Here is a 25,929-nt window from a genome sequence, read left to right as displayed (position 1 = left end):
CGCGGACTGCCCTCTTACCTAAAAGCAAAACTATACCTATTTCAACTCAAAACTCGTAGTCTTTACATCGCGGCTGTTGGGTCCAATCATTACATGGAACTCGCCGGGTTCGTATACATACTGTATGTCGTAGTTGTAGAACTTCAGCAATTCGGGGGTAATGGTGAAGGTCACCTGCTTGCTTTCGCCTTTTTTCAGGTGGATGCGCTCGAAGCCTTTCAGCTCTTTCACGGGGCGGGTAATGCTGCCCACCAAGTCGCGGATATAGAGCTGTACGATTTCATCTGCATCGTAGTTACCCGTATTGGTTACGGTTACGGAAGCGGTCAGCTTGCCGTCCGCATTCAGTTGCTTGGAGCTGAGCGTGATGTCACTGTACTGGAAGGTGGTGTAGCTCAAGCCATAGCCGAAAGGATACAGCGGGTCGTTGCTCACATCCAGGTAGTTGCTGCGGAACTTCTCGAACCATTTGCCTTCTTTCAGAGGACGGCCGGTATTCTTGTGGTTGTATGCCATAGGCAACTGGCCCACATTCTGCGGGAAAGTGGTGGTCAGCTTACCGCTGGGGCAAACGTCTCCGAACACTACGTCGGCAATGGCGTCTGCAGCTTCACTACCTCCGAACCATACATTCAGGATGGCAGGAACATTTTCATTCTCCCAAGTCAGCACTACGGGACGTCCGGAGAACAATACCAATACTACGGGTTTGCCCGTTTTCAGCAATGCTTCCAGCAGGTGGCGCTGTGCGTCCGGCATTTCCAGTTCGGAACGGCTACTGCTCTCACCACTCATCTCGGAGGACTCGCCGAGGGCGGCTACAATGACATCGGCTTGTGCGGCTACTTTCAGGGCTTCGTCCAGCAGTTCTTGGTCATTGCCACGGGGCAGTTCACGGCCGAACATCGTGGCGCGTGTCTGGTAGTCGGCATCGTACATCAGGTTGCTGCCTTGTGCATAGAGAATGTTGGCCTTGGAGCCGACAGAATTCTTGAAACCTTCCAGCAGGGTGCTGTATTTGTCTGCTGTGGCTGCCACACTCCAAGTGCCCGGCATGTTGGCACGGGTGTTGGCAAGCGGGCCAATCAAGGCGATATTGCCTTTGCGTTGCAAGGGCAGCAGATTGTCCTGGTTCTTCAGCAGTACGAATGTCTCTGTGGCAATCTGGCGGGCGATGGAACGGTGTTCGGGAGTGAACACTTCTTTTTCGGCACGCTTCACGTCGCAGTATTTATACGGATTGGCAAACAGTCCCAGCTTGTATTTGGCTTCTAGGATGCGTCGGCAGGCTTTGTCAATGTCGGCCTCAGTCACTTTGCCTTCTTTCAGGGATTTTTCCAGTGTGCCGATAAATCCGTCGGCTACCATGTCCATGTCTGTTCCGGCGGTCAAGGCACGTGCGGATACTTCCTGCAGGTCGCCGATTCCGTGGTCTATCATTTCGGAGATGGCTGTATAGTCTGTCACCACGAAGCCGTCGAAGCCCCATTGGTTGCGCAGTACGTCGGTCAGCAGCCAGTGGTTGGCAGTGGCGGGTACTCCGTCAATTTCATTGAAGGAGGTCATTGCGCTACCCACACCGGCTTCTACGGCAGCCTTGTAGGGAGGGAAGTATTCGTTGAACATACGGTTGCGGCTCATATCCACCGTGTTGTAGTCGCGGCCGGCTTCTCCGGCGCCATACAGTGCGAAGTGCTTTACGCAAGCCATTATCTCGTTGTTGGCACTCATATCCTTGCCCTGATAACCGCGAATCATGGCTTGTGCAATGGCTGAACCCAGGAAGGGGTCTTCACCGTTGCCTTCTGATACACGTCCCCAACGGGCATCGCGGCAGATGTCCACCATCGGGCTGAACGTCCAGCAGATACCGTCTGCACTCGACTCAATGGCGGCGATACGGGCCGATTTCTCTATAGCCTCCATGTCCCAACTGCACGAGAGTGCCAAGGGGATGGGGAATACCGTTTCGTAACCGTGAATCACGTCCATACCGAACAGCAAGGGGATGCCCAGGCGGCTGTTCTCTACGGCAAGTTTCTGCACTTCGCGGATGTTCTTCACGCCTTTCAGGTTGAACAGACCTCCGACTTCACCGTTGCGGATTTTACCGGCAACGTCGCTGCTCTTGGCTTGTCCGGTGACGATGTTTCCCGTTACCGGCAGGTTGAGCTGACCGATTTTCTCGTGCAGCGTCATTTTGCCCATCAGCTCCGTAATGAATTTATCCATCTCCTGCGGATTGCCTTGGGATGTGTTTTCTTTGGGCGTTGCCGTCACGGTGAGGGCAGAGAAAGCCAAGGCTGCTAATAATGTGTATTTCTTCATATGATATAATTTTGATTATCCCCTCCGGCCCCCTGAAGGGGGAGGGGAATAGTGATATAGAAATTCAACTTAAGCTTAGCTGCTCCATCATGTCGCATACTAACTTCAATCGTAAATCCCTAAGCCTTAAATCCCAGCTTCTGCAATCCTTCCTGAACCTCGGGACAGCTCATGAAGAGTTTCCACAACAAGCCGGAACGATAGTTCTCAATCATCGGGGCAATGGTGCATTGGTCGATGGCAAGATAGCGGGGCACCGTCCAGTCACTTCCCTCGGAGAAGGCATCGTAGAATCCGTACTTGCCCCAAATCCAGTCGCCTTTGGAATAGAAATACTTCAGTGCACGCATGGATTCCTCCGGTGTGTAGGGAAAACTGGACAAGGCTGCTGTCGGTGTGATGACACCATGGTCGTTGTCGCCCGGGCAGTGGGCTGCATAGCCTTTGGTAGAGTAGCTGGCGGTCAGTCCCCAGCAGTCCTCGCCGTAACCTTTGTATTGTTTGGGATTCTCCACGCAGTAGCGGTAGTTGGAGAGGGCATGGTTGCGCACCACGTTCCAGTAGTTGGCATAGCGGTCGCTCAGGTTGCGCGGGTCCAGACCGATGTGCGAGTATTGTGCCCAGAACAAGGGACCGCCCAGTTTCTCGGCTCCGTTGTGTTTCAATTCCAAAGGCAGGCCGTAGGGGGCAGAGTCGGACTTGATGCCGCCGCCGCGTGCCCAGCCGTTGTGGTAGGCTGAAGCCGGAACGGGATAAGTGGGGGAGGAGGCTGCGAGCACATACACAATCAATGCTTCGTTGTAGCCTTCCAGCGGGAAGTTCATTTCCCAGTTGTATTCAGGAGACCAGTGCCAGTAGATGACATCCTTGCCATTCTGATACCAGCTGAACTCCATCTCTTTCCACAATTGGTTAATCTTCTCTGCCAGCGCCTTTTCCTGCTCGTTGCCGTCGCGGAAGTATTGGCGTACGCAAAGCAAGCTTTGCATCAGGAAGCAGCTTTCCACCAAGTCTCCGCCGTTATCTTTTTGTCCGAAAGGTTTCACCTTGCCGGTAGGGCCGTACAACCAATGGGGCCATACGCCGTGGAAGCGGTCGGCGCGTTTCAGGTAATCGGCAATCTTGGTCAGGCGCTTCACGCCTTCTTCCCTGGGGATGAAGCCGCGTTCGATGCCTACCAGCAGTCCGGCTATACCAAATCCGCTGCCGCCGGTGGTGACAACATTCTGGTCCTTTTCGGGATAATCCCCATCCAGGTGGATGCGTTCGCGTGCCAGTCCGGAGGTCGGTTCCGCACCGTCCCACATGTAGTTCAAATGTACCTTCTGGATGTAATCAAGCATTTCGTCATCCGAAGCGAATGATTCGGGACGTACTTCCTCTGTGTCGGGCTTTTCCTCTTTTCCGTTCTCTTTCCCGTTTTCCTTCAAGTCGGAAGAGCAGGATGCACAGCCCGCCAATGTGGAAATCAGGAACAAAGCCAGCACATGTATCATTATTGGTTTTTTCATATCTTTATTTCTTGTGTTTAATTTTTTGTCGTCTTGCACAATGGCGAGCGGCCGTTTTCGTTCAGCGCCTCGATAGTGAAGTAATAGTCCGTGTCCGCATCCAGTCCGCGGAAGTCATATTCCGTCTGTCCCAGTACCGTGATGGCATTGTACATCTTGCCTTCGGCGGTGCCGTAGTAGATGTTGTAGCCATAGGCGCTTGCTTCGGGTTGCCAGGAGATAAGGGCATTCTGGCGGTCTTTCCTGTCACGTTTCACAGTCAGTCCTTTCACGGCTTGCGGGACATCGCCGTCACCGTTCCCGAAGACGCGGAAGCCGGACAAGGCGACATTTCCCGTAGGCATGTGCACATTCTCGTATTTCAGATAACGGGCACGCAACGGCTCGTTGAGCTCGATGTAGTCGTGCGGACAATCCTTGTCACTGTCGCTCTTGTCTATGACCAATGTCCATTCTTTTCCGTCTTCGGAAGCAAAAATACGGTATTGGTGATAAATATCCATGGCACGGTTGTATTGAACCGCTTTATGGTCGTAGAAGTTCAACTGCACGGCACGTACATTCTTTGTACTGCCCAGGTCTATCCCGGCCCATTCGCCGGGGTTGCCGGAACGGGCTGCCCAGTAGGTGCGCATACTTTCGTCCGTCAGGTTGGAAGCTGCATGGATGCTATCCGTAGATGATACCTCCACCGGTTTGCCGTAGGACAGAAGCATCCATCCCGTGAAACGCTCTGCAGGGTTCTTTACGTCCATCGGTTCTGCCCAGTTGGGATAATCGCCGAAGGCAGTGGACGAATACATGACACCATCCTTGTCGAAAGCCACCGGATAAAGACCGATGCGGCGTTCGAACTTGTACTTCAGGGAGAGCATGCAGGTGGCCACGTGCCAGTAATTGCCTTTCACGTCGCAGAACGTGCCTCCATGACCGGCACCTTGCACATAACCGCCCGGCTTGTAGCACATCGGGTTATGCTTCTGGTAGACAAACGGGCCCAGCGGGGAATCCGAAACATATACGCCATCGGCATAGACTTTGAATTCAGTGCCCGGAGCACCATATTGGAAATAATATTTGTCATTGTGTTTGGTCATGTAAGCGCCCTCTGTGAATGGGCGGAGTGTCACTTCATCGTCATTGTTCATGCCGAAACGTTCCCAGCCGTGTTCTTCGGGGCGGAGCATCATGACATCGTGAATCTTGCTGATGGGGTAGAAATCATTCCGGTCCAGTTCTACCGCTTTCAAGGGATATTCATTGCTGGAGCCATAGTACAGATACAATCTGCCGTCGTCGTCCAGAAACAGACAAGGATCCCATGAAGGAAGTACGTTCTTTTCGATGGCACGTTTGAAACGTCCCGTTTTGGGATGCGTGCTGTACCACACGGCCAGACCTTCGTAGGTGGAGCCGGTATAGAACAGCGTGTCGCCGCTTACATAGGCGGCCGGCGCACACTGGTCATCGTCCGTAGGCTTGCGCTGGAAGCTGGCAGGAACGAAATCCCAATCCACCAGGTTCTTGGAATAATGAAAACCGCCCTGGTTGGTGGAGAACAGAAAATATTCTCCTTTGTATTCCACAGCCATCGGGTCGGCAGAGGAACGGAACGAACCGTTGGGACGCACATTGTTGTTGAAAGGCTCGAAGTTGTAACTGATGTTCATCGGATTGCAGAAGGTGCGCGACAGAGGCGCCTGTGGGTCATACCACCGGGTCGCCTGGGCGGGGCGGCAGATTGCGGTTGCCTTGTGTACCTCTTTTTCCATCACTACCTCAATATCGGTTTCATCCAGTGCCAGGATTCTGTTCACTATCTTTTTCCCGGGATAGTAGACATACAGGTGCACGTCGTTCTTCGCTCCTTTGATGGCAAAGCTGCCGTCGTGGGCAGTGGTATTGTGCATGGGACTTGCGAAGAACATGACTGTGGCGCCTGCGAGTGGCTGGCGGTTGGTGTCCAGTACGTGTCCTTTTACGATACGGTCTTGGGTTACAGTGATGTAATAGTCACTGACTTGCCCCTTCACCACTTTGATGGAATCGTCAGGGGTTGCCTTTGCCGCCAGAGCGGCAAAGGCTATTCCACAACTGATTAGGAATCTTTTTACCATATTGGAACGGATTTATTCGGCAATTCCGTCAATGGGTTCCAGCTTCAAATCAGGAAGGTCGTCCAACTGGTTGGCCGGTATGGGCCAATAAGTCTTTTCTGCTGTCCATCCTTTGGGACCGAGTACGGTGGCGGCATCGCCGGTACGCACCAAGTCCACATAACGGGCACACCATTCGCCGCAAAGTTCCATCCGGCGTTCGTCCATCACGTCTTTCAGGGTAACACCGGTTTTGGTGCTCATGCCTGCACGCCGGCGCACTTCGTTGTAGCCTGCGTCTCCATCCTTGCCCAGTCTGACTTTGGCTTCGGAGTTCATCAGCAGTACTTCGGCATAGCGGATGATACGCACATTATTGTTGGCTCCGTAGGTTGTACGTGGAAGAGTCATCTGATTGTAGGGAAGGTAACCTTTGCCGTTCCAACAGTCGGTCTTGGTGGCCGATGTGGGACCTACCTGCCAACCCTCGCGCGTCTTGCTCAGGGCTTTCAGGAAAGAAGTTTCGGCACGCACACCTTCGCCACGGGCTTCGGCCCATGCCACGAACTCGGGTTCATAGCCTATGAAATTCCAGCCGCCTATGGACTTGGTGCCTTCGGCTTGCTTGTAGCTGATGGTACCGTCTGCGTTCACTACTTCATCATACCTCTCTGCCATGTTCGGACCCTGGAAATTGAACCATTGGTCTACGCCCAGGTAATCGCCGGAACCATTGCCGTAGTCTGTTACCTGGCATTCGAACAAAGATTCGTCACACAACTTTCCGGGAATTTTGAACAGCTGGTAGAAGTCGTCGTAGAGACGGAATCCACCGTTCTTGATGATGTCATCGGTCAGTGTCTCCACTTGTGCATAGTCTCCTTTCAGCAGATAGATGCGGGCGGCCAATGCTTGGGCGGTGAAGGCTGTCACGGCTCCCTTGTGTTCCATCTGGTTGGGACGCATGCGGGGCAGTTTGTCGATGGCGTAGTTCAAATCTTCCAGCATATAATTATATACGGCCTCTACGGTAGAACGGCGAAAATCGGTCTGCAGGTTGTCACGGTAGATGACGGTGGGACCGAAATTGGTCACCAGACAATAGTAGGCCCATGCACGGATGGTACGTACTTCGCCGCAATAGGATTCGTAGGTTTTGTAATCTTCGCTTCCTGCAGCAAGATATTCGGCATAACCGTCGAGGCTTTGCAGGGCGGCATTGGTGATGCGGATGATGTCGTAGAAGTTCATCCATACCTGGTTCAGTGCCCAGAATGAGTTGTTGTAGTTGAACTTGCGTCCGAAGGCCACGGCATCGCCCTGGTCATCGGTACGGCCCGACCACACGTCACCGTCGCGGGTGAACATCAATAGTGCGTTGCACCAGTGCATGCCCTGTGTGCGTACTTTGGAGTAGGCACCCACTACGGGTTGGTACATATTGTTCTTGTTGGTAAAGTCCACGCCTTGTTCGGGAACTTTGTTCTCCGGATCGATTTCTATGAAATCGGTGCAAGCGGTAGCTCCTCCCAGTACCATCATGGCCGGAAGTATATATGCGAATGTTTTCTTTAAGAATTTCATTGTTTTACGTTTTAGGGTTTAGAAATCTATTTGCACTCCGAAAGTATAGGTTGAAGTCAGAGGGTATACTTCGGTATCCCAACCTTCGGCATCCGACACTTCAGGTGTGAAGCTGTTGGCCTTGAAGGTAGTGAAGGGGCGGTCGGCCGTCAATGAGAGGCGGAGTCCCGGCATCACGTAGCTGCCTATCTTCAAGTTCTTGAACGAGTAGCCCAGCGTGATGTTCTGGATGCGGAAGTAATCGGAGCTTTCTACGAAATAGGAAGCGTTGTTACTGTCTGATTTGTTCCAGGTTTTGAGAAGAGCCTTGGCCGACGGATGTTCGTTGGTAGAGCCTGCACCCGTCCAGCGGTTCTCATACTGTGCACGGTCAAAGTTATAGTAGTCGGCTGCATAGCGCAGGGCACGCTTACGGTTCCACAGTTCGCCGCCTGCTTGTCCGTAGGTAGTGAGGCTGAAGTCGAAGTTCTTATAAGAGAATCCGGCATTGAAGCCATAAGTAAAGCTGGGCACGTATGAGCCCAACACCTGCTTGTCGTTTCCGTCTATCACATGGTCGCCGTTCACGTCCTCGTAGATGAAGTCGCCGGGTTCCAGTCCGTTGGCCACGGCGATGGGGTCGGCAGCACATTGTTCAGGAGTCTGGTAGATGCCGATGACCTTGTAGCCATAGAATGAGTTCATCGTCTCGCCCACCATATTCACGGTCTTTCCGCCTTTGATGATTTTCATGTTTCCTTTTAGGCTTTTCACTTCGTTATGCAGATAAGAGAGATTGACGCCGATGTTGTAATTGAAGTCCTGGCCAATCTTGTCGTTCCAGTTCAAGGAGAGGTCGATACCGGTATTCAGAATCTGTCCGTTGTTGCCGGCCAGCAGCTCGCCACTCATCGGGAGCTTGGGTGAAATCACGGCGTTGTCAGTCAGACGGTAGTACCAGTCGATGTCGGCGTTCAAGCGGTTCTTCAGTGTACTGAAGTTGACGCCCACGTTGGTTTCGTTCACTACTTCCCAACCCAGCCAGCTGAAGTTGGTGGTGTTGATGAATCCGTCGATGGCGGTATTGGGACCGAATACGGACTGTACGTTCTGTATGCTTGCGAAGCCTGCACTGGCAGCAATCTTGTCGTTACCCAGCTTACCCCAGCTGGCACGCAGCTTCATGTAGTCGAAGATATTCTGGTTCTTCATAAACGGTTCTTGGGAGATGACCCATGCGGCACCGATGGAGGGGAAGTAGCCCCATTTGTCGTTGTACTTGGACGAGCCGTCGGCACGGAAGGTGAACATCAACATGTACTTGTCGTTGTAGTTGTAATTCAGTCGGGTGAAATAGGAGAGACCGCGGTATTTCCAGCCGTCGTCTTTCACCGTAGCGCCTTCCTTGTTGCCCAGTGCGATGTATTTCCACACGTCCTCACCTTCGGGCACGTTGGTGGCGGTACCTTCGAGCAGGCGGTATTGCTCTTGACGCATGGATGCACCCAGCATACCGGTAAAGGAGTGTTTGCCCCACTTGTCAGTATAAGTGGCCACGTTGTCCCATATATATTTGTAGTAGTTAGTGTTCTTTTTAGTGAGTTCGGTAACCTCTTTCTTCTGGTTGGTGCCTACATAGTAGGTAGGAGTGAACTCAGAACCGCGAATCATTGAGTAGTCGTAGCTGTAGCTACTGCGTATATTCAGCTTGTCGGGGATGAGGTTGAGCTGTGCATAGAAGTTGGTCAGCACTTGGTAGGTCTCGTTCCGGTTGTCGTAATAGTTGGCAGTGGCTACCGGATTGTTGAAGTTGTTGGTCAGGCCCACCTGCTCGGGCGATGTGTACTTCTTAGGGAACACGGCATCGTCGCGGCGGTCATCATACACCGGGATGATAGACGGTGTGTTGTATGCCTGTTGCCATGCGGCATTCTTGGGAAGCTGCTGCTGCGAGTTGCTGAATACGCCGTTGAAGCCTACTTTCAGCCATTTGCGGGCTTCGTAGTCAAGGGCGGCACGGAAGTTCAAGCGGCGGTAGTAGTTTTCCACGTCCATGATACCGTCTTGTGCCAGATAGCTCATGCCGGCAGAGTAGGTCGCTTTTTCCGTACCACCGGAGATATTCAAGCTGTGATTGGTCATCATGGCTGTGCGCAACAGTTCGTCATACCAGTTGGTATCGGCATTGAATTGCAGGTTTTCCATATTGCCTCCGAATTCGGCTACTGACTTTTCGAAAATCGACCGGTAAGCTTCCGGGTTGGCTTCCAACATCATGGTGGCATACTCGTGAGAGTTACACATCTCCAGCAGGTTGGTGGCTTTCTGAATACCTACATAACCGTTATAGGTAATCTTGGCATCCTGGTTGCGGCTTCCTTTCTTGGTGGTGATGATTACAACACCGTTGGCAGCGCGTACACCGTAGATGGCAGATGCGGATGCGTCTTTCAAGATGGTCATGTCCTGAATGTCGGAATTGTTCAGGAAGTTGATGTTGTCGTAGAACATTCCGTCCACTACATAGAGAGGAGAAGTGTCACCGAAGGAACCCATACCACGGATGGTCACTTTAGGACCTTCGCCCGGCGTTCCCGAATTGATGATGTTAACACCCGGTACCTTTCCCTGCAATGCTGCCATCGGGGAGGAGGTAGGAACATTGATAAGTTCTTTCTCTTTGACAACGTCAATCGGGGCCGTCAGGTCTTTCGCCTTGGCCGAACCGTAACCGATAACAACAACTTCTTCCAGTAGTTGTGCATCTTCACGTAGCTTTACATTAATGACGGATTGTCCCGCAGCGCTTATTTCCTGCGGCAACATGCCCAAATAGTTGAATACGAGAGTTGCGTCTTCGGGGACGCCGTTCAGTACATAGTTACCGTCGAGGTCGGTAGCTGCTCCAATAGTAGAGCCTTTTACTACAACCGTGGCTCCAATAATCGGTTCGTTGTTCTGATCAACAACAGTTCCTTTAACTGTCTTTGTTCCTTGTGCCAAAACTGTCAGTGGCAATGAGAACAAAATCATGAATAGAAGAAATAAAGTTTGCCTTCTCATAAACTAAATTTAAGAGTTAATAATTCTGCCGGCAAAGGAAGTAATTACGGTAAGTAAGGCAAAAAAAAACACTACCACGATAATACGTTTAGGGTAAAAATGGGTACCGTTTTACTACGTTTTCGTGTTACTTGTTTCTAATAATCAGTTTGTTATGATTGAATGATTTGTAGCCGCTTTATTTCAAGTCGATGAGAAAATCCACTAATCCCGTTCCGTCGGGGATATCCAGTTTCTTGCGCAAACGGTAGCGTGCTGCCTCTACTCCCCGGATAGTGAGGTTGGTCATTTGCGCAATGTCTTTCGTAGAAAGATTCAGGCGCAGCAGCGCACAAAAACGGAGGTCGGTAGCGGTAAGACTGGGATAACGTTCGCGCAAATTACGGAAGAATTTCTCATGAATCAGGTCGAAATTGTTCTGGAATACATCCCAAAATTCCTGTGTCTCGATGTTTTCGTTGATGAGCTTCAGCAGAGATTCGAGGTTCTTGCGTCCATATTGCCCTTTCACCAGGGACTCTTGTACGACAGTACGAAGTTTCTCCAGGACCTCGTTCTTGGCAAATACACCCAGTGCCATGCTGGCAAGGTCTTTACTCTTTGCCGACAACTCGGCTTCCAGCAATTGCTGTTGCTGCAGAGTTATCAGATGCTCCTGCTCGCGCATCTTGATGTTCTGCTGCACCTGCTCTGCCTCATACTCCTTCCGTTTCTTTTCCATGGCACGGTTGGCGCGCCACTTGGAGAAAAAGTAGACAAGCGCTGTGAGAACTATGAGATAGAGCGCAAAGGCATAATAGGAGAGGTAGAAAGGGCGGGCTATGGCAAAATGATATTCCACCTCACCGATTTTCTGTCCCAAATCATTATAGGCTTCTGCCTGGAATGTGTATTCTCCGTAATCCAGGCTACCGTAGCGGATTTCGGGCTCTTTCAGGTCCGATGTCAGCGCCATGCCTTGTCCTCCTTGCAGGACATAATGGAAATGTACGGACAATTTATTGTAATGCGGCAGGCTTACTGAGAACAGCAAATCCCGGTAATTGCTTTCCAGTTCGACATTTCCAGACAGAGGCAGGCGTTTCTCCTTTTTATCGGAAGAGGAAGCAGTGACCGAGCTCAGTGAGAGGGCGGACTCCAGAGTAGGACTGAGGCTGTCTGTGTTTTTGCTGTAACTGGCGATTCCGTTGTTCAGATTAAAATAGACAACGTCATTGTCGACGAACACATTGTTGTAGTTCTCTATGCATGGAGAATCAAACAGTTCGATGAGGATGCGCTGCTTCACGATGTACTCTCCTTCTGCGTACTCTACCAGTACGTACTCATGTGAACCGGACAGCCAGAAGCGGTCGTTCGTGACGGATACCACAGAATGAGCATTCCTGATATAGGGCAGAATGGCATTCAGCTTTTGGAAGGGGATAATCTGCCGGGTGATGTCGTCATAGGTATAGAAGCCGTTGGGACTGGAAAAGACGATACGTCCTCGCATTTTCATTACTTGGATAGGGCCGATGATATATTCCGAGCCTAAATGGGAGATGTGCCGTACGCCTTTTACAGCCGACAAGTCATCGCTCAAGACTATTTTATAGACTCCCTGATACATGTGTGAAGCCCAGATGACACCGCTTTGGTCCACCTCCAAGTGCATGACCGGTGCAATGAAGCCGTCTATGACATGCGAAAAGGTCCATTGCCCGTTCTTCTTTTTATAGATACGCAAGTCGGCGTAGGATGATTCCAACAGTATCTCTTCGCCATAGAGGGTGCACTTTATCAGACACGTACTGCTGTTGGTATTGCTTATGACGGAAACGTTCCCTTTTTCACCTATTAATAAGGTATGGGCATTGTTGCCTGCAAAGAGTTGCCCGTCAATGTCCTTTACATACCAGTTCTGACCTTCGGTATGGGGAAGCAGGCGCAGATTTCCGGTAATCTGGTGGTATTCGTACAAGCCCTGGTTGGTGGCCAGATAGAAACAGTCATCCCGATGGGCTATGTCGTACACCATACCCAATTTGGTTTCATGGTTGGCAGGGGTTAGCAGCATAACGGGGGAGTTGTGGTGGATGTATGCAATGCCGTCGTCCAATGCTGCCCATACGTTGTTGTCTTTGTCACAGAACAGCCCCAGGACGGTGTTGTTGTCCAGGCGGTTGTCCAGGTTGAAGTGCCAAAGGCAATGTCCTTTGCGGTCGATGGCGTATATACCGTTCAAGACCGTGCCTATCATGAATATAGAGTCATTGGTCATTACAGCACGGTTCACCCGCTGTTTCTTTAGTTCCGTATCAATGTCCGTTTTCCAGGGAGTGATGTCACCGTTGTAGCGGAACAATCCGTTATTCTCTGTGACCATCAAGAAGCTGTCGTCCCCGTCGGGTAACAATGACACTACATTGTCATCGTTCACTTGGCTGCGGGGGAAGAGATGATGGAAATCCTTGCCGTCGAATTCATAGAAGTCCTCATCAATCATCTGTGTGTAGATATGTCCGTTTTGGGTGTAGAAGTAGAGCGGCTGTTGCTGTCTGTTGCGGAAAGCGCGTACCATCTTCCCGTCGTAGGAGAACCAGGCGCTGAACGACTGGAAGTAGATGCGACCGTCCAGCTCTACAATGTTCCATATCTCGTTGTTCTCCATGGGGAAATTTTTCAGGAATTTGCTCAAAGAATGGTACCGGAGAGTGCCTGCCTCCGAATACTTGAAATAGCCGAATTCCTCGAATGCCCCCACATAGATACGGTCTTCTTTCACATACACCGAACGGACAATATGGTTCCCCGGCACTTTGTGGAGAGTCCAGCGATAACCGTCATATACCAGGAGCCCCTGGCTGTTGCCGAAATACATTTCGCCGTTGCTGCCTTGCGCACATGCCCAGTTCTGATAACCGGCTTCATAGTCTTTGGCAAGATAGTTGGTGACGGCGGGCATGAAGGAAGAAGCCCTGGCCTGGATGAAGAGGATGAACAATAGAAGGCACACTACCCAATACTTGAAAAGCATCGGTCTTATCGTATTTTGTTTCATTTTTTCAGGTTAATCGAAGTGTTTCTTGGAAGCAAAGATACAATAAGTATTCTAAATATTGTGTTTTGATGAGATAAAAAAGGTACTTGAAGCGGTTAGGGAGGATGCTTCTTAATGAATATCCTCCCCTCTTAGTTGTTTGTCTTTTGAAATTTATTATAGGGATTGTGCGGATGATAGGACTCGAACCTACACGCCTCACGGCACCAGATCCTAAGTCTGGCGCGGCTGCCAATTACGCCACATCCGCGGAATAATTCCGATTAGCGGGAGCAAAGATAGAAAGAATTTTCGTTTTGGCAAATTGTTTTGTAGATAAAGTCGTTTTAGAAAGTCACTTTCAGTATTTTTCTTGCTTCCTCAATGATGGTGTCCAAGTCATTGTTCTCATCTTCTTTGCTCATATCCACTTTCTTGTCCGGGTCGATGCCGAACTCGATATGCTGTTTTTGGGCATCGAGGTGCGGGCTGGCAGAAAAGCGTACCCCCCATCCGTTGGGCAGTTCCGAAGAGAATGGCAGGCCCGACCCGCCGCCGGTTTTGTCACCAACCAGGGTGACATTGGGAAAACAGCGCATGGAGTTGACAAAATCATTGGTTGCACTATAGGAATGACGGTTGGTCAGGACAATTACCTTTTTTTGCCAGCGGATACTGTTGGAAGGTTCCACATAAATGGGAGTCGGATCTGAAAAATCGCTATGGCCTTTGCCGGTCTTGTGCTGAATATATCCCGTCAGTACTTTTTCATTCGTGAAGCGTTGTGCCATTCGGGTGGCGTTTGTCAGGTTGCCGCCACCATTGTTGCGCACGTCGATAATTAGGCCGTTACAAGCGGAAAGGTATAACAGAATCTCATCCAGGTTGCCGTTTCCGATGCCGCTGGAGAAATCACCGTAATAGATATATCCTATGTTGTCCTCCAATATGGTATATTTGGCGCCTCCAGCAATGCGGTAGTCTCTTCCCAGGTACTTTTCAATGATACTTTCGTTGAAGTTACGAGGATAATCCAGATACCAGTCCCAGTAGCGCGCCATGTTGGAAGAAGAGTACAAGTTGACATGTCCGTCTTTTAACTCGGCAAGCATGTTACCTAATATTTCAAATAGACCGTCGTAGCTCATTCCCGGGGTAATGAGTGGCTGGTACTTGTCATGGATGGCATCCCAGTCTATTTGCTTGTAGTCCAGGAAGCAGTACTGTTCGTCTATTATTTTCCACAAGGCTTCGAAATTGCCTTGTGGGGTATTGTCGAACTCTTCCTCACGAATACATCCGTTCAATAGGGGCAATAACGTGAGTAGGATACTCCAAATTATTAAAATATATCTTCTTTTCATGCACATTATCCTTATCATCTTATCGTTTATCACCTTGTCACTTTTTACTTTCTCTTGTTAGGAAACAGATAGAGTTCCTTTACGAACCCCACCATGAATACATGCGAGTAAGTATGTGTCTTTATTTCATTTACTTTGGACTGTTGTGCGTCCCATATGTAAGCGAAACGCATCCGGGCACGTCCCACCGGAAAGTCTGCGGTCAGCATTTGTCTCAGAGAGGGCTGGTTGTGCAGGGAGGTGAAGTTCACTACTCCGTCCCAATGTCCTAACGTAAATATCTCGTAGTAGGACTGTCCATAGTTGGGCATGAACATGATACCTGCCAAGGGAAGATTTACCTGATAGCGTAGTGTGATGGGACGGTTCTTGATGCGCAAGTCCCAAATAGCCATTCCAGATGCGGCAAGGTTGATATAGGCACGTGCTTGGGCGGGGTTGTTTCCGTTGCGCAGATTATAGACAAAGCCACCGTTGAAGTCGCCGACTCCTCCGGCAAGCAGTTTGAAATTGCCCGTGATTGGAAAATTATAATGCAGGCCGTAGTTCCAGTTGGCCAGTCCGGAGAATGTATTGTTATTGTCTACTTTGTTGTGTGTATATCCTAAGTCTGCCTGGAAGAAAGTTTGCAGAGACACGTTGCCGTCCATCAACCGTGTCATCCGCATGCTTTCGCGGGAGATACGGAAATCGATTCCCTTATACTCCTGAGGTGAAAGATAAGTGTCGAACACGTTGGTGAAGCCGACACCATACATGGTGGCACGGGTGATAATACGGTTACGGTTGGTGGAGTCAGCCCGTAGCTTCCGGTCGATGCTGCATTGTGCTTCTTGTGCTTTCAGTCCGACACTTCCCAAGAGCAGTCCGCATAGGATTATTATCTTGTATATGTACATATTAAATTATCAATTACAAATTAGTAATCGTTAGCCACTAATACTTCATTTCCGTCCTTCATCAAAAGAGTTTCATCTGTCCTGTCATCTCGTCCAGTATGTCCCCTTCGCTTTTACCGTGGTCGGGGTCCAGAATTTCCGGTTCTTCATCCGTTTCCTGCTCTTCGGTTTTCTGCGAGGGTTCCGGTTGACGGGTAGGCTCCAGCTCGTTGATGGTTTCTATAGTATAGGTGGTCAGGCGCTTACCTTTTGCTTTGAAGCCTTTCACGGCGATGAATTCGTCGGCTTCCACCACCATCGGCTCTCGGAAATTGTCGTGGCCGCCAAACACCACTTCTAAACGTGGGTAGCACTCGTCTGTCAGCAGAATGAGGCTGCTGTTCTTGTTTTCTCCCAAGTAGTTTTGCTTGCGGGCGGTTGCCTCGAAGCAGAAACGCTTGATGTAAGGATAGTTCTGCTGGTCGGCATCGTAGAGTACGGCGGTCCATACTTTGTTCGGATCGTATTTCTCCAATACGCGTATGCCATCGTCATAGTGATTGTTCAAGTCGAAGTTGGTGGCATAGAACTCTCCGCTGTTCTGTACGACAAGGATGGTGTCTTCGCTCTGGAATTCTCCGAGATATTCTCCGCGCCCGTCGTAGTTGAGACGTAGCACATCACGGTCGAACCAGACTTTCCGTCCACCCAGCGTGGAGCCTCCACGTTGTTTCAAGGCTATCTTGTGTACGGGGAGTTTCGTGAGTATATTTCCCATGGCCTGCCGTCCCTTGATATTGATGTTGCTGAAATCCTCCTCGAAGATAATACGGCGTACACGGGGATTGGGTTTCAGGGTTACCTTGATGATTTCAGCTTCTCCATTGGGATTGGCGGTGAAGTAGGTGATACGGGAGTCGGGAGTACCTTGCGTCACATCGTATTCGCGGTCACGCACCACGGAAGTGACGGCAAAACGCTTGATATAGCTTGTCCCCTCCTTGCCGTCACGGTAGCAGACATTGTAGATGGTACGTTTGTCGTTCTTCTTAAAAATGTTGGCATAAAGTATATTCTTGCCCACGAACTTCTTGTCGGCCACCGGTGTGATGATATATTTTCCATCGCGGAAGAAGATAATCACGTCATCTATGGGCGAGCAGTTGCCTATGAATTCGTCTTTCTTCAATCCAGTTCCGATGAAACCCTCTTCGCGGTTGATGTACAGCTTTTCGTTGGCTTCGATGACTTTGGTTGCTTCGATGGTGTCGAAGTTACGCAGTTCCGTGCGGCGGGGGAAGGCTTTGCCGTACTTGTCCTTCAACATACGGAACCAGTCGACGGTATATTCCACGATGTTTGCCAGATGGCAGTCTATCTCCTCTATGTCCTTTCGCATGCGTGCTATCAGTTCCTCTGCCTTGTCGGAGTTGAATTTGAGGATACGTGCCATCTTTATCTCCATCAGCCGGAGGATGTCTTCCTTGGTCACTTCGCGGATAAAAGTCGGGTAGTAGGGAGTCAGGCGCTCATCGATATGTTCGCAGGCGGCATCCATGTTTTTGGCTTGTTCAAACTCCTTATCCTTGTAAATACGTTCTTCAATGAATATCTTTTCGAGTGAAGCGAAATGCAGGCTTTCCAGTATCTCTCCCTTACGGATTTCCAGTTCCTGGCGTAGCAGTGCCAATGTGTTGTCGACTGATTTGCGCAATACATCACTCACGGTGAGGAAGTGGGGCTTTTGGTCGTCGATGACACAGCAGTTGGGAGAGATGCTCACTTCACAGTCGGTGAAGGCATAGAGGGCATCGATGGTCTTGTCGGATGATACACCCGGGGCTAGATGCACTAATATTTCCACACTGCCGGATGTCAGGTCCTCTACCTTACGTATCTTGATTTTTCCTTTTTCGCTGGCCTTTACGATGGAGTCGCATACACTGGCCACCGTTTTCCCGTAAGGAATTTCCTTAATGGCAAGTGTCTTGTTGTCTATCTTTTCTATTTTGGAGCGCACGCGTATCGCACCGCCACGTTCACCGTCGTTGTATTTGGATACATCGATACTGCCTCCCGTCTGGAAGTCGGGGTACAGCTTGAATTCTTCGTTGTGCAGATAGCTGATGGAAGCATCGCACAGCTCATTGAAGTTATGTGGTAATATTTTGGATGACAGGCCTACGGCAATACCTTCCACACCTTGTGCAAGCAGCAGTGGGAATTTTACCGGTAGTGTAACCGGTTCTTTGTTTCGCCCGTCATAAGAGAGTTTCCATTCGGTGGTCTTGGGGTTGAATACCACGTCCAGTGCGAACTTGGAGAGACGTGCTTCGATATAACGGGGGGCAGCGGCGCTGTCACCCGTCAGAATGTTACCCCAGTTTCCCTGGCAATCCACGAGCAAGTCCTTTTGTCCCAGCTGTACCAGAGCATCGCCGATAGAAGCATCACCGTGCGGATGGAACTGCATGGTATGTCCTACGATGTTCGCCACCTTGTTGTAGCGCCCGTCTTCCATGCGGCGCATGGAGTGGAGGATACGCCGCTGTACGGGTTTCAGACCATCCATGATATGGGGTACGGCACGTTCCAATATAACGTATGAGGCGTAGTCCAGAAACCAATTCTGGTACATGCCGCTCAGTTGGTGCTTTATATTGGCATCCTTTGCGTCCGCAGGTTTGTAATCCGAGTGTTCTTCGCTCCCGGCCGGGAGTTCCTTGTCCAAATCATCTTTCGGTGCTTCAAAATCTTCGCTCATATTTGTTCGGGAATTGTCTATTCTATGATATTACTGATTTTTCAGTCGCAGGCAAAAATACAATTTTTGTTCGATAAATGAGAATTTGCGCGGAACTATTGTGCCAAATCCTTCCCATTTTTTAAAACTTCTGCCCGTTAATGGAACCAATCTGTCTCTTTCCCGTTAGCGGAATTATATTGAGGACGTGCTTCCGCCTCTTTGCGGACAGCGATGTTGCTTTTGTCTTTCTTGCCGACAAGTTGGCAAGGTTTTGCCACCACATTGGCAAAGCTTTGCCAAAGGCATGGCAAAACTTTGCCAATATGGTGGCAAAACGCTGGCAAAGTAACTTGCTAGCTTGTTGTGTGTTGGCTCGAATTGTGCAGCGATATCATCACAAGGGTGAAGAGATACTGGGCAGATTCTGCCGACGGATTCATTATTTTGTGAATTTCCATTCGTCAAATAAGAACTTTCCGTTCCCGAATACGAAGTAAATGTCGTGTTTGCCTTTTATCTGTTTGTCCAACGGCTTTGTCAATGTTTGCCACGTATCGGTATCAAAGGTCAAGGTGGATAGGAGCGGACCGTCTGGACTGTCCATGTGTATTTCGATGGAGCCTTTCCCTTTTATCTTCATCTGTATGGCTTGAGGTGATTGCGGGAATTCCGCACCGCGGACACAGATGGCCTGTCCGCTCTTGTTTCCTACGGCAGACATGTTGCCTGTCTGTCCGGTAGGTTCAAAGGCAACGCCGCGTGTGGCGGCTGTGGTCTCGGCCTGTTGCTGCGCAAACGGGTCGAGAGGCTTGATTTGTGAAACGCCCTTGGCTGTGGCTGTGCCCATGTGGATAGTGAGGTCCTTTTCGTCCACCTCTATTTCTTCCACGCAGATACTGCGGACGCCCACTTTGAGGTCGCGGCTGTCCTGCAAGCCCAGTGAGTGGTAGAAGAGATAGTACTTCCCTTGAAATTTTACCAGATGTGTATGGTTGTTGCTGTCGGACATGCCATAGTCGCCGGGATTTTTGAAGTAGTTGTCCCGATAGGTCCAGCTGTCTGTCTCAAGTGGCGTGCGACTCGTCATGTAGCTCATGCAGCACCGGCTCGGCTTGTCTATATCCTTGTGGGGCCATGCATCCCGGTTCTTCCAGTTGGTGTTGTAGGTGTAAATCCAAGTGCCGTTCAGATAGTTCAGTTCGTTTGCTTCAAAGTGGTATGGCGCTTTTATTTCAACTATTTCGCTGTCCAGCGTCTTCATGTCATTTGCCAGCCGCACGATGCGTGCGTCTCCGGGAATGTAGTCGTCGCTGTCGCCCCCGCCAAAGGAGAGCCAGCCGATGCCCTTGTCGTCGATGACTACTCCCGGATCGAAGGGAGCTTTACACTTGCCGAGTCCTGGAGTATTGCCGTCTACCACACATTTGCCCAATGGGTCTGTCCAGGGCCCCACGGGGGAAGTGGCAGTCAGCATACCTACACCGGAACCGCTGTTGGAGTAGTACAGATAGAAGTGGGTTTTGCCGTCGGCCTCCTTGCGCGAAGCGATGGAAGGTGCCCACGAAGCCATTCCCCAGGGAGCCAGAGCCTTTACATTGATTACTCCGTGATAAGTCCAGTTCACCATGTCGTCAGAAGAGACCATCGTCAGCGAATGGATGTGCTGATAGGTGTTTTTCCCGTTACGGCCCACTACATCATATTGCTGGTGGTCGTTAGTGCCGTACACATAAATGCGGCCGTCGTGCACCACTGCTGTGGGGTCGGCCATGTATTGGAAGTCGAGAAGGGGATTGGCATTGCCGGTAGAGAACTTGGGCGAGAATTCAAAAGATTCTTCCAAAGCGCTGTCTGTAGAAACCGGAATGTTTTCAGAAGAGGCGATGCTGTCTGCCCGGAAGGGGGCTAAGGGGATGCCTTCCGTTGAAAAAAGGTTGCCTTGAGCAGCGTCACTGAAGCAGTAGCGAATGGAAACCGGGCTTTCGATTCCTTTTACCGGGACAATCAGCTTTCCCCCGTCTATCCTGGCCCGGGCCTCTTGCCATTCCTGGCCGGCTGCGGCCATCATCAGCCCCTCTATCCTTTTCCCGTGTACGGCCAGTCCGTTCTTTATGTCTTTGAAAGAGATTGTCACATGGTTGCCTTTGCGGCAGGCGCTTTCAAAGACCGGGCTTTTATAGGGGCCTGCATATATATGGTATGTATCGTCCAGTGCAAGATTGGCGAGACGTTTGCCTACGCTTCTTTTGTCACGTGGATGGATGTCCTGCACATTGTCCACCAAATCTGACACGGTAATCATCTTGACCTTGTCCAGCATTTCGGGCAACATGGCCTGCTGCTCGCGTAGCAGTGCCGGTCCGTTGTCTTTGGAGTGGTATTGGAAGGGGGCTATCTGGACCAGATAGAATGGGAATTCCTTGTTAAATCCGGTACGCCACGAGCCTATTAGCCGCTGCATCACCCGGGCGTAGGAGCTGGCACGGCCTTGGTTGGCTTCTCCCTGATACCAGATGCATCCGGCAATGCCGTAGGGCATCACGGGATAAATCATGCTGTTGTACAACGTGCCTGTTTCAGCCGGAAACCAAGGATTGGATTCATACGGATAGTCGCACAAGATCGGGTCGCTCATTACGCATTCGCGGGGCGTCCATGTCTCGGCGGTGGTTCCGCCCCATGCGGCTACGATGATTCCTACCGGCACGTCCAGCTCTTCCTGGATGTTGCGGCCGAAGAAGTAGGCCAGGGCACTCGTGCTGCGCATCGTTTCGGGCGTGCACTGTGTCCATTGCGAGAAACAGTTTTCTTGAGGGAACGGGGCGGCTATTCTGGCCACGTGAAAAATTCGGAGATTGGGACAATGGGCATTTGCCGTTTCCTCGTCTCCGTTCTTTATGCCGTGGTTGGCGCTCCATTCCATATTGGATTGTCCGCTGCACAGCCAAACTTCGCCTAGCATGACATCGGTCAAGGTTACTTCTGACGAGCCGCTGAAACGAATCTCATAAGGTCCGCCGGCTTCGCCGGAAGGTACACGGGCTGACCATTTCCCCGTATTATTGACTTGGGTTTTGATTATTTCTCCTTTCATCCATTCGGGGGCGATGGAAATTGTTTCTCCCGGAATACCCCATCCCCAGAAAGTAAGTTCTGAGTTACGTTGTAGCACCATATGGTTGGAAAATATGGCAGGGAGTTGTATCGCTGCTTGCAATTTCAGGATGCCGAGCAGCATAAATAAACTTAAAAGGGTAAGATAATGATGATATTTTTTCATACGAGTATTTATTTCCATAATGCAAATTAATAGCTGTTTTTAGAAACCATTACATTTTAACCGTTACTTTTTTCCCATTATAAGCCACTGCCTTTTTTGCGCCATCAGCAGTTACTATGTTGAATTTCCGTTCTTTCAACATACCGGAAAACTCTCCTTTCCGATTTTCAATAGTGAGCATGCGAGTACGGTCATTCCATTTCATCGTAATGGTGCTGTACATTCCTTTTTCATAATTGTAGTTGTCATTCTCGTCTTCGTAAAGTGTGAATTCGCCGTTACAACCGGGATACACTTTTATCTCCAAGTTGTCCCATGATTTTTCGGTGCTATACTGCACTTCGGGACCTATTGGCAGGATGGAACCTGCTTTCACATAAAGTGGTAAAATGTCAATAGGGGTATCTTTCACGATATATTGTCCGCCGGAGTGTTTCTGATTGGTCCAAAAATCATACCATTCCGTATTTTTAGGCAGATATATTCGCATAGACTTAACGGTACTGAAATCTTCTACACGGATGGTGTCCGAAACTGTTTGGGTATACATGGGTTGGGTTACAGGGCATACCAATAGGGATTTGCCAAACATATACTGATTGTGGATGTTCCACACGTTGCGATCGTGGGCAAAATCCATTGCCAAGGCACGCATGAAGCTGGACTGATTGGCAGTTACCTCCCAGGCAGTTGTGTAGATGTATGGTAACAAACTGTAGCGTAACCGAATGTATTTCTCAATCGCATCGTATATTGGCTCGCCTTTTTTGCCGAATTGATAGATTTCTCTGGGAGCACCTTCCCCATGTGATCGCATCATGGGACAGAATGTACCGAACTGTATCCAACGGGCATAAAGCTCGCGATAATCCGGGTCATCCAGCATCAAGGGATATTGCCATAGGAAGAATCCGCCGATATCGCTGTTCCAATGGGGAATGCCGCATAGTGAGAAGTTTAATCCCGCAGGTATTTGCTTCTCCAAAACTTCCCATGATGCTGTGATATCTCCTGTCCATGTATTGGCACCATAACGTTGCTGGCCGGCAAAGGCTGAGCGGGTAAGGATAAATACGCGTTTATCCGAAGTTACGGCACGCTGGTGGTCGTACACTCCACCTACACTCATTAAAGGGTAGGCATTGCGTACTTTACGGAATGACCCCAAATAGGTGGGCGTGTCAAAATCTTCAGGAATGGGGTGAAAATGGTCGGGTTCGGTAGAGTCCATCCACCAGCCGTCTATACCCACAGAACGTAGGTTCTCGTTCAGGTACTTCCAATAGATGTCGCGTGCTTGCGGATGGTAGGCATCGTACACGCGGGCACCGGATGGATAGTCCATATTGGGAGGCCACTTCTCGGAACCGGATTCGGGCCATGTGCGGAAGTTGAAGAGCATGTTCCCTTTATCCAACTCGTGATAGGGTTTGGTATGTGGTCCGAAAGCTGACCAAATGGAGATGATAATGTGGGCATTCATTCCGTGTATGTCTTCCATCATTTTTTTGGGGTCGGAGAATTCTTCGTTCAAAAAATCCATTGCGTTCCACAGGTAGTTGCTTCCCCAGTATCTCCAATCCTGGATAATTCCATCGAGGGGCACACCCAGTTCGCGGTATTTTTGCACTACGCCAACAATCTCTTTTTGGCTTTTGTAGCGTTCACGGCTTTGCCAGAATCCATATGTCCATAATGGAAACATGGGCACTTGTCCTGTGAGGTAGCGCATCTGGGCAACTACTCCATCGGCATTTTCGCCGTACATGAAATAGTAGTCAATGCAGTCGCCGACTTCAGAAAGGAAGGATGTCTCTTCTTGATTGTCTTTGAAGATGGTTGGCGAATAGTTGTCCCAAAAGAGACCGTAGCCTTTGACGGACTGGAAGAAGGGAATCACATCCTCAAGATTGTCTTGGATAAGGCGTTTGGTCTGGTTACGTTGCGACATTTTGCCGTTTTGCAATTGTCCCAATCCATAAATAGCTTCGTCTTTCTCTAAGGTGAACGATTGATAAACGCTGAAGGTTTTTGTGCCGGCATCGTTGAAATCATCAAAACGTGCGCCTTTATTTTGTTCCTGCAACAGCGATTTTCCATCGGAAGAGGCAAAAGTTATTTGTCCGGTCTCTTCGTTGAGATGGACTGTAAGCTGATGGCTTTTGATAGTCAATATGCCCCCTTTCGAAGAGACGGATAGTTTTACTTTTTCCGGTTGCCCGATGACCGACAAACTTTCTTTGGTATACTTCCAGCCGTCAGGCGATTTTAAGATTCTCACTGTGACAGGAGAGAAGAAGCTAATATCTATATTTATACCTTGCACAGTGCTTTTTATGCCTTGTGAGGTGCGTTGGTAGGTTTGTGCTCTGCCTTGTTCTGCTATGAAAAATGTCAGCATCAGCAGGACAAATAGTCTTAAAAAAAATCCCTTTTTCATACAATATCAGCAGTTTAACGGTTAGTGATTTTCAGTACCAAAGAAATAGGATTGGGTGTCTTGTCTTTGGGAAGGTCAATAAGCAAGCCTTTGGAAGTTCTTCTGAACTTTGCCTTTCCACCTCCTAATAATTCTACCTTTTCGATTTCTCCTTTGCAGTAGGGACTGCCGATAGCCAGTGATTTTATCTGTATTTTTCCGTCTGAGGGCCATTTCATGATATGGGCATACAAGTATTTCCCTTTTTTCACAAACCGGATGTCGGCAGAAGTGTAGGGTGCGTTCTTGCCTTCGTTGAATCCTGCTCCGTCCAAAGGTATTGCTGTTTCTGTGGAGGGACCTTCACCATAAATACACCAGGGACGTGTGTCGAATATTCCTTCTCCGTTCACCTCCATCCAGGCGGCTATGTCTTCCAGAATTTTTTCTTCCTTGTCGTCGATGGTGCCGTTTCCTTTCATTGGTACGCTTAGTAATAGGTTGCCATTTTTACTGACGATGTCAATGAGCATGTGGATGACGGTCTCGGCTGATTTATACCAGTTGTCTTCGTAAGCAGAGCGGTTATAGTGCCAAGTACCGAGGCAACTACAGGTTTGCCACGCCTTGTCCTGGCATTCCGATGGAACCCCTTTTTCTACATCCCATACGATGGCCTCTTTATGTTTAGCTTCCAGCTTCTTTCCGAAGACTACGGCATTGAGATTGCCCTTGTGAAGCTTCATGTTTTGGTTATAGTAGTGCGACACGACTTTCAGCCCCGTATCGTTGATGGGCCAGAAGGGGAGTACGCTGTCGTCGAAATAGACCAGGTCGGGATGATACTTGTTTATCATGTCCACTGTGCGGTCGAAGAAGTTGTCGTAGTAGCTCTGTGGGGGGACAGAGGTTCCTTCGGGCCAGTCCCATGCAGCCCAAGCATGTCCGCTCAGGGCATGATTCTGTACGTATAGCTCTTGCGGGTCGTAGCCTTCCCACCATTTTCCCTTGCCGTCTTCCTTAGTCACTACGCGGGCATCGTAGGAGATTCCTGCGTATGGGCCTTTCTTGTCGGCTCCTTGTGCAGTTTCATACCATGTCCAAGCATGGGAGGAGTGGATGCTGACACCGAAGGGAAGTTTGTTTTTGCGGGCCGCTTTCTCCCATTCGCCCAGTACGTTTCGCTTGGGGCCCATGTTGACGGAGTTCCATGATTGGTATTTACTGTCCCACAAGTCCATGTTGTCGTGATGGTTGCCCATAGCAAAGAAATATCGGGCACCGGTTTTCTTGAAAAGGGCTACCAGCCTCTCCGGATTCCATTTTTCGGCTTTCCATTCGTTGATTACATCCTTGAAGCCGAATTCCGAAGGATGTCCGTAATGCTCCAAGTGCCACTTGTAGGCAGCACCGCCCTCTTCGTACATGCCACGACCGTACCAGTCGCCGGCTTCGGGTTGGCATTGCGGACCCCAGTGTGCCCATATGCCGAATTTGGCGTTGCGGAACCATTCGGGCACTTCGTATTGGGACAATGACTCCCAGGTAGGTGAGAACTTGCCCGGTTCTGCTTTCTCTTGTTGTGCCAATGCACTGCCCCCTTGCAGGATGCAGGCGGATAGGAGAATTGTTTTAAAGATGTTTCTTTTCATACCTTTA

At 49.9% G+C, this 25,929-nt stretch carries 13 protein-coding genes and 1 tRNA gene; all 14 read right to left on the bottom strand.

Annotated features, from left to right (window positions below; genetic code table 11):
- Positions 1-36: 36 nt before the first annotated feature.
- A complete protein-coding gene (bglX, locus tag DW096_RS10320; RefSeq protein WP_005830329.1) occupies positions 37-2,328 on the bottom strand; it encodes a beta-glucosidase BglX in 2,292 nt (763 codons plus the stop codon).
- A 119-nt stretch (positions 2,329-2,447) separates the two neighbouring features.
- Entirely contained in the window at positions 2,448-3,839 is a 1,392-nt protein-coding gene (locus tag DW096_RS10315; protein WP_118930970.1) for a glucoamylase family protein, read from the bottom strand.
- A gap of 17 nt (positions 3,840-3,856) precedes the next feature.
- A complete protein-coding gene (locus tag DW096_RS10310; protein ID WP_118930971.1) occupies positions 3,857-5,956 on the bottom strand; it encodes a family 43 glycosylhydrolase in 2,100 nt (699 codons plus the stop codon).
- Between the two features lie 12 nt (positions 5,957-5,968).
- Positions 5,969-7,519 carry a RagB/SusD family nutrient uptake outer membrane protein gene (locus DW096_RS10305; RefSeq protein ID WP_005830324.1) on the bottom strand — a complete coding sequence of 517 codons (1,551 nt, stop codon included), beginning with the start codon at positions 7,517-7,519 and terminating at the stop codon, positions 5,969-5,971.
- A gap of 18 nt (positions 7,520-7,537) precedes the next feature.
- On the bottom strand, positions 7,538-10,561 hold the full coding sequence (locus DW096_RS10300) for a TonB-dependent receptor (protein WP_005830322.1): 3,024 nt from the start codon (positions 10,559-10,561) through the stop codon (positions 7,538-7,540).
- Between the two features lie 178 nt (positions 10,562-10,739).
- Positions 10,740-13,604, bottom strand: a complete 2,865-nt coding sequence (locus DW096_RS10295) for a hypothetical protein (protein ID WP_117963385.1) — start codon at positions 13,602-13,604, stop codon at positions 10,740-10,742.
- Between the two features lie 168 nt (positions 13,605-13,772).
- Positions 13,773-13,854, bottom strand: a tRNA-Leu gene (locus tag DW096_RS10290).
- A 76-nt stretch (positions 13,855-13,930) separates the two neighbouring features.
- Positions 13,931-14,947 carry a S41 family peptidase gene (locus tag DW096_RS10285; RefSeq protein WP_085931088.1) on the bottom strand — a complete coding sequence of 339 codons (1,017 nt, stop codon included), beginning with the start codon at positions 14,945-14,947 and terminating at the stop codon, positions 13,931-13,933.
- 44 nt (positions 14,948-14,991) lie between these two features.
- Positions 14,992-15,846 (bottom strand): DUF3316 domain-containing protein, encoded by an 855-nt coding sequence (locus tag DW096_RS10280; protein WP_005830316.1) that lies wholly within the window; start codon positions 15,844-15,846, stop codon positions 14,992-14,994.
- A 61-nt stretch (positions 15,847-15,907) separates the two neighbouring features.
- Positions 15,908-18,589: a DNA gyrase/topoisomerase IV subunit A gene (locus DW096_RS10275; protein ID WP_009037727.1), complete on the bottom strand. Its 2,682-nt coding sequence runs from the start codon at positions 18,587-18,589 to the stop codon at positions 15,908-15,910.
- A gap of 137 nt (positions 18,590-18,726) precedes the next feature.
- The gene (locus tag DW096_RS19660) at positions 18,727-18,852 is read right to left on the bottom strand and encodes a hypothetical protein (RefSeq protein ID WP_255342453.1); all 126 of its coding nucleotides are present in this window, start codon (positions 18,850-18,852) and stop codon (positions 18,727-18,729) included.
- Positions 18,853-19,010: 158 nt separating this feature from the next.
- On the bottom strand, positions 19,011-21,851 hold the full coding sequence (locus tag DW096_RS10265; RefSeq protein ID WP_227212766.1) for a family 43 glycosylhydrolase: 2,841 nt from the start codon (positions 21,849-21,851) through the stop codon (positions 19,011-19,013).
- A 49-nt stretch (positions 21,852-21,900) separates the two neighbouring features.
- On the bottom strand, positions 21,901-24,291 hold the full coding sequence (locus DW096_RS10260) for a TIM-barrel domain-containing protein (RefSeq protein ID WP_009037730.1): 2,391 nt from the start codon (positions 24,289-24,291) through the stop codon (positions 21,901-21,903).
- Between the two features lie 14 nt (positions 24,292-24,305).
- Positions 24,306-25,922 carry an alpha-L-fucosidase gene (locus DW096_RS10255; RefSeq protein ID WP_057281390.1) on the bottom strand — a complete coding sequence of 539 codons (1,617 nt, stop codon included), beginning with the start codon at positions 25,920-25,922 and terminating at the stop codon, positions 24,306-24,308.
- Positions 25,923-25,929: the final 7 nt, after the last annotated feature.

The organism is Bacteroides sp. AM07-18 (assembly GCF_003602695.1).
GTDB classification, from domain to species: Bacteria; Bacteroidota; Bacteroidia; order Bacteroidales; family Bacteroidaceae; genus Bacteroides; species Bacteroides uniformis.
This window is presented reverse-complemented; position numbering and strand designations above follow the sequence as displayed.

What these genes read in the sequence shown, in the direction of transcription:
- bglX (WP_005830329.1), bottom strand. Translation starts at nt 2,328, where the DNA reads ATGAAGAAATACACATTATTAGCAGCCTTGGCTTTCTCTGCCCTCACC.
- DW096_RS10300 (WP_005830322.1), bottom strand. Translation starts at nt 10,561, where the DNA reads ATGAGAAGGCAAACTTTATTTCTTCTATTCATGATTTTGTTCTCATTG.
- DW096_RS10280 (WP_005830316.1), bottom strand. Translation starts at nt 15,846, where the DNA reads ATGTACATATACAAGATAATAATCCTATGCGGACTGCTCTTGGGAAGT.
- DW096_RS10285 (WP_085931088.1), bottom strand. Translation starts at nt 14,947, where the DNA reads ATGAAAAGAAGATATATTTTAATAATTTGGAGTATCCTACTCACGTTA.
- DW096_RS10260 (WP_009037730.1), bottom strand. Translation starts at nt 24,291, where the DNA reads ATGAAAAAGGGATTTTTTTTAAGACTATTTGTCCTGCTGATGCTGACA.
- DW096_RS10315 (WP_118930970.1), bottom strand. Translation starts at nt 3,839, where the DNA reads ATGAAAAAACCAATAATGATACATGTGCTGGCTTTGTTCCTGATTTCC.
- DW096_RS10305 (WP_005830324.1), bottom strand. Translation starts at nt 7,519, where the DNA reads ATGAAATTCTTAAAGAAAACATTCGCATATATACTTCCGGCCATGATG.
- DW096_RS10295 (WP_117963385.1), bottom strand. Translation starts at nt 13,604, where the DNA reads ATGAAACAAAATACGATAAGACCGATGCTTTTCAAGTATTGGGTAGTG.
- DW096_RS10255 (WP_057281390.1), bottom strand. Translation starts at nt 25,922, where the DNA reads ATGAAAAGAAACATCTTTAAAACAATTCTCCTATCCGCCTGCATCCTG.
- DW096_RS10265 (WP_227212766.1), bottom strand. Translation starts at nt 21,851, where the DNA reads ATGAAAAAATATCATCATTATCTTACCCTTTTAAGTTTATTTATGCTG.
- DW096_RS10275 (WP_009037727.1), bottom strand. Translation starts at nt 18,589, where the DNA reads ATGAGCGAAGATTTTGAAGCACCGAAAGATGATTTGGACAAGGAACTC.
- DW096_RS10310 (WP_118930971.1), bottom strand. Translation starts at nt 5,956, where the DNA reads ATGGTAAAAAGATTCCTAATCAGTTGTGGAATAGCCTTTGCCGCTCTG.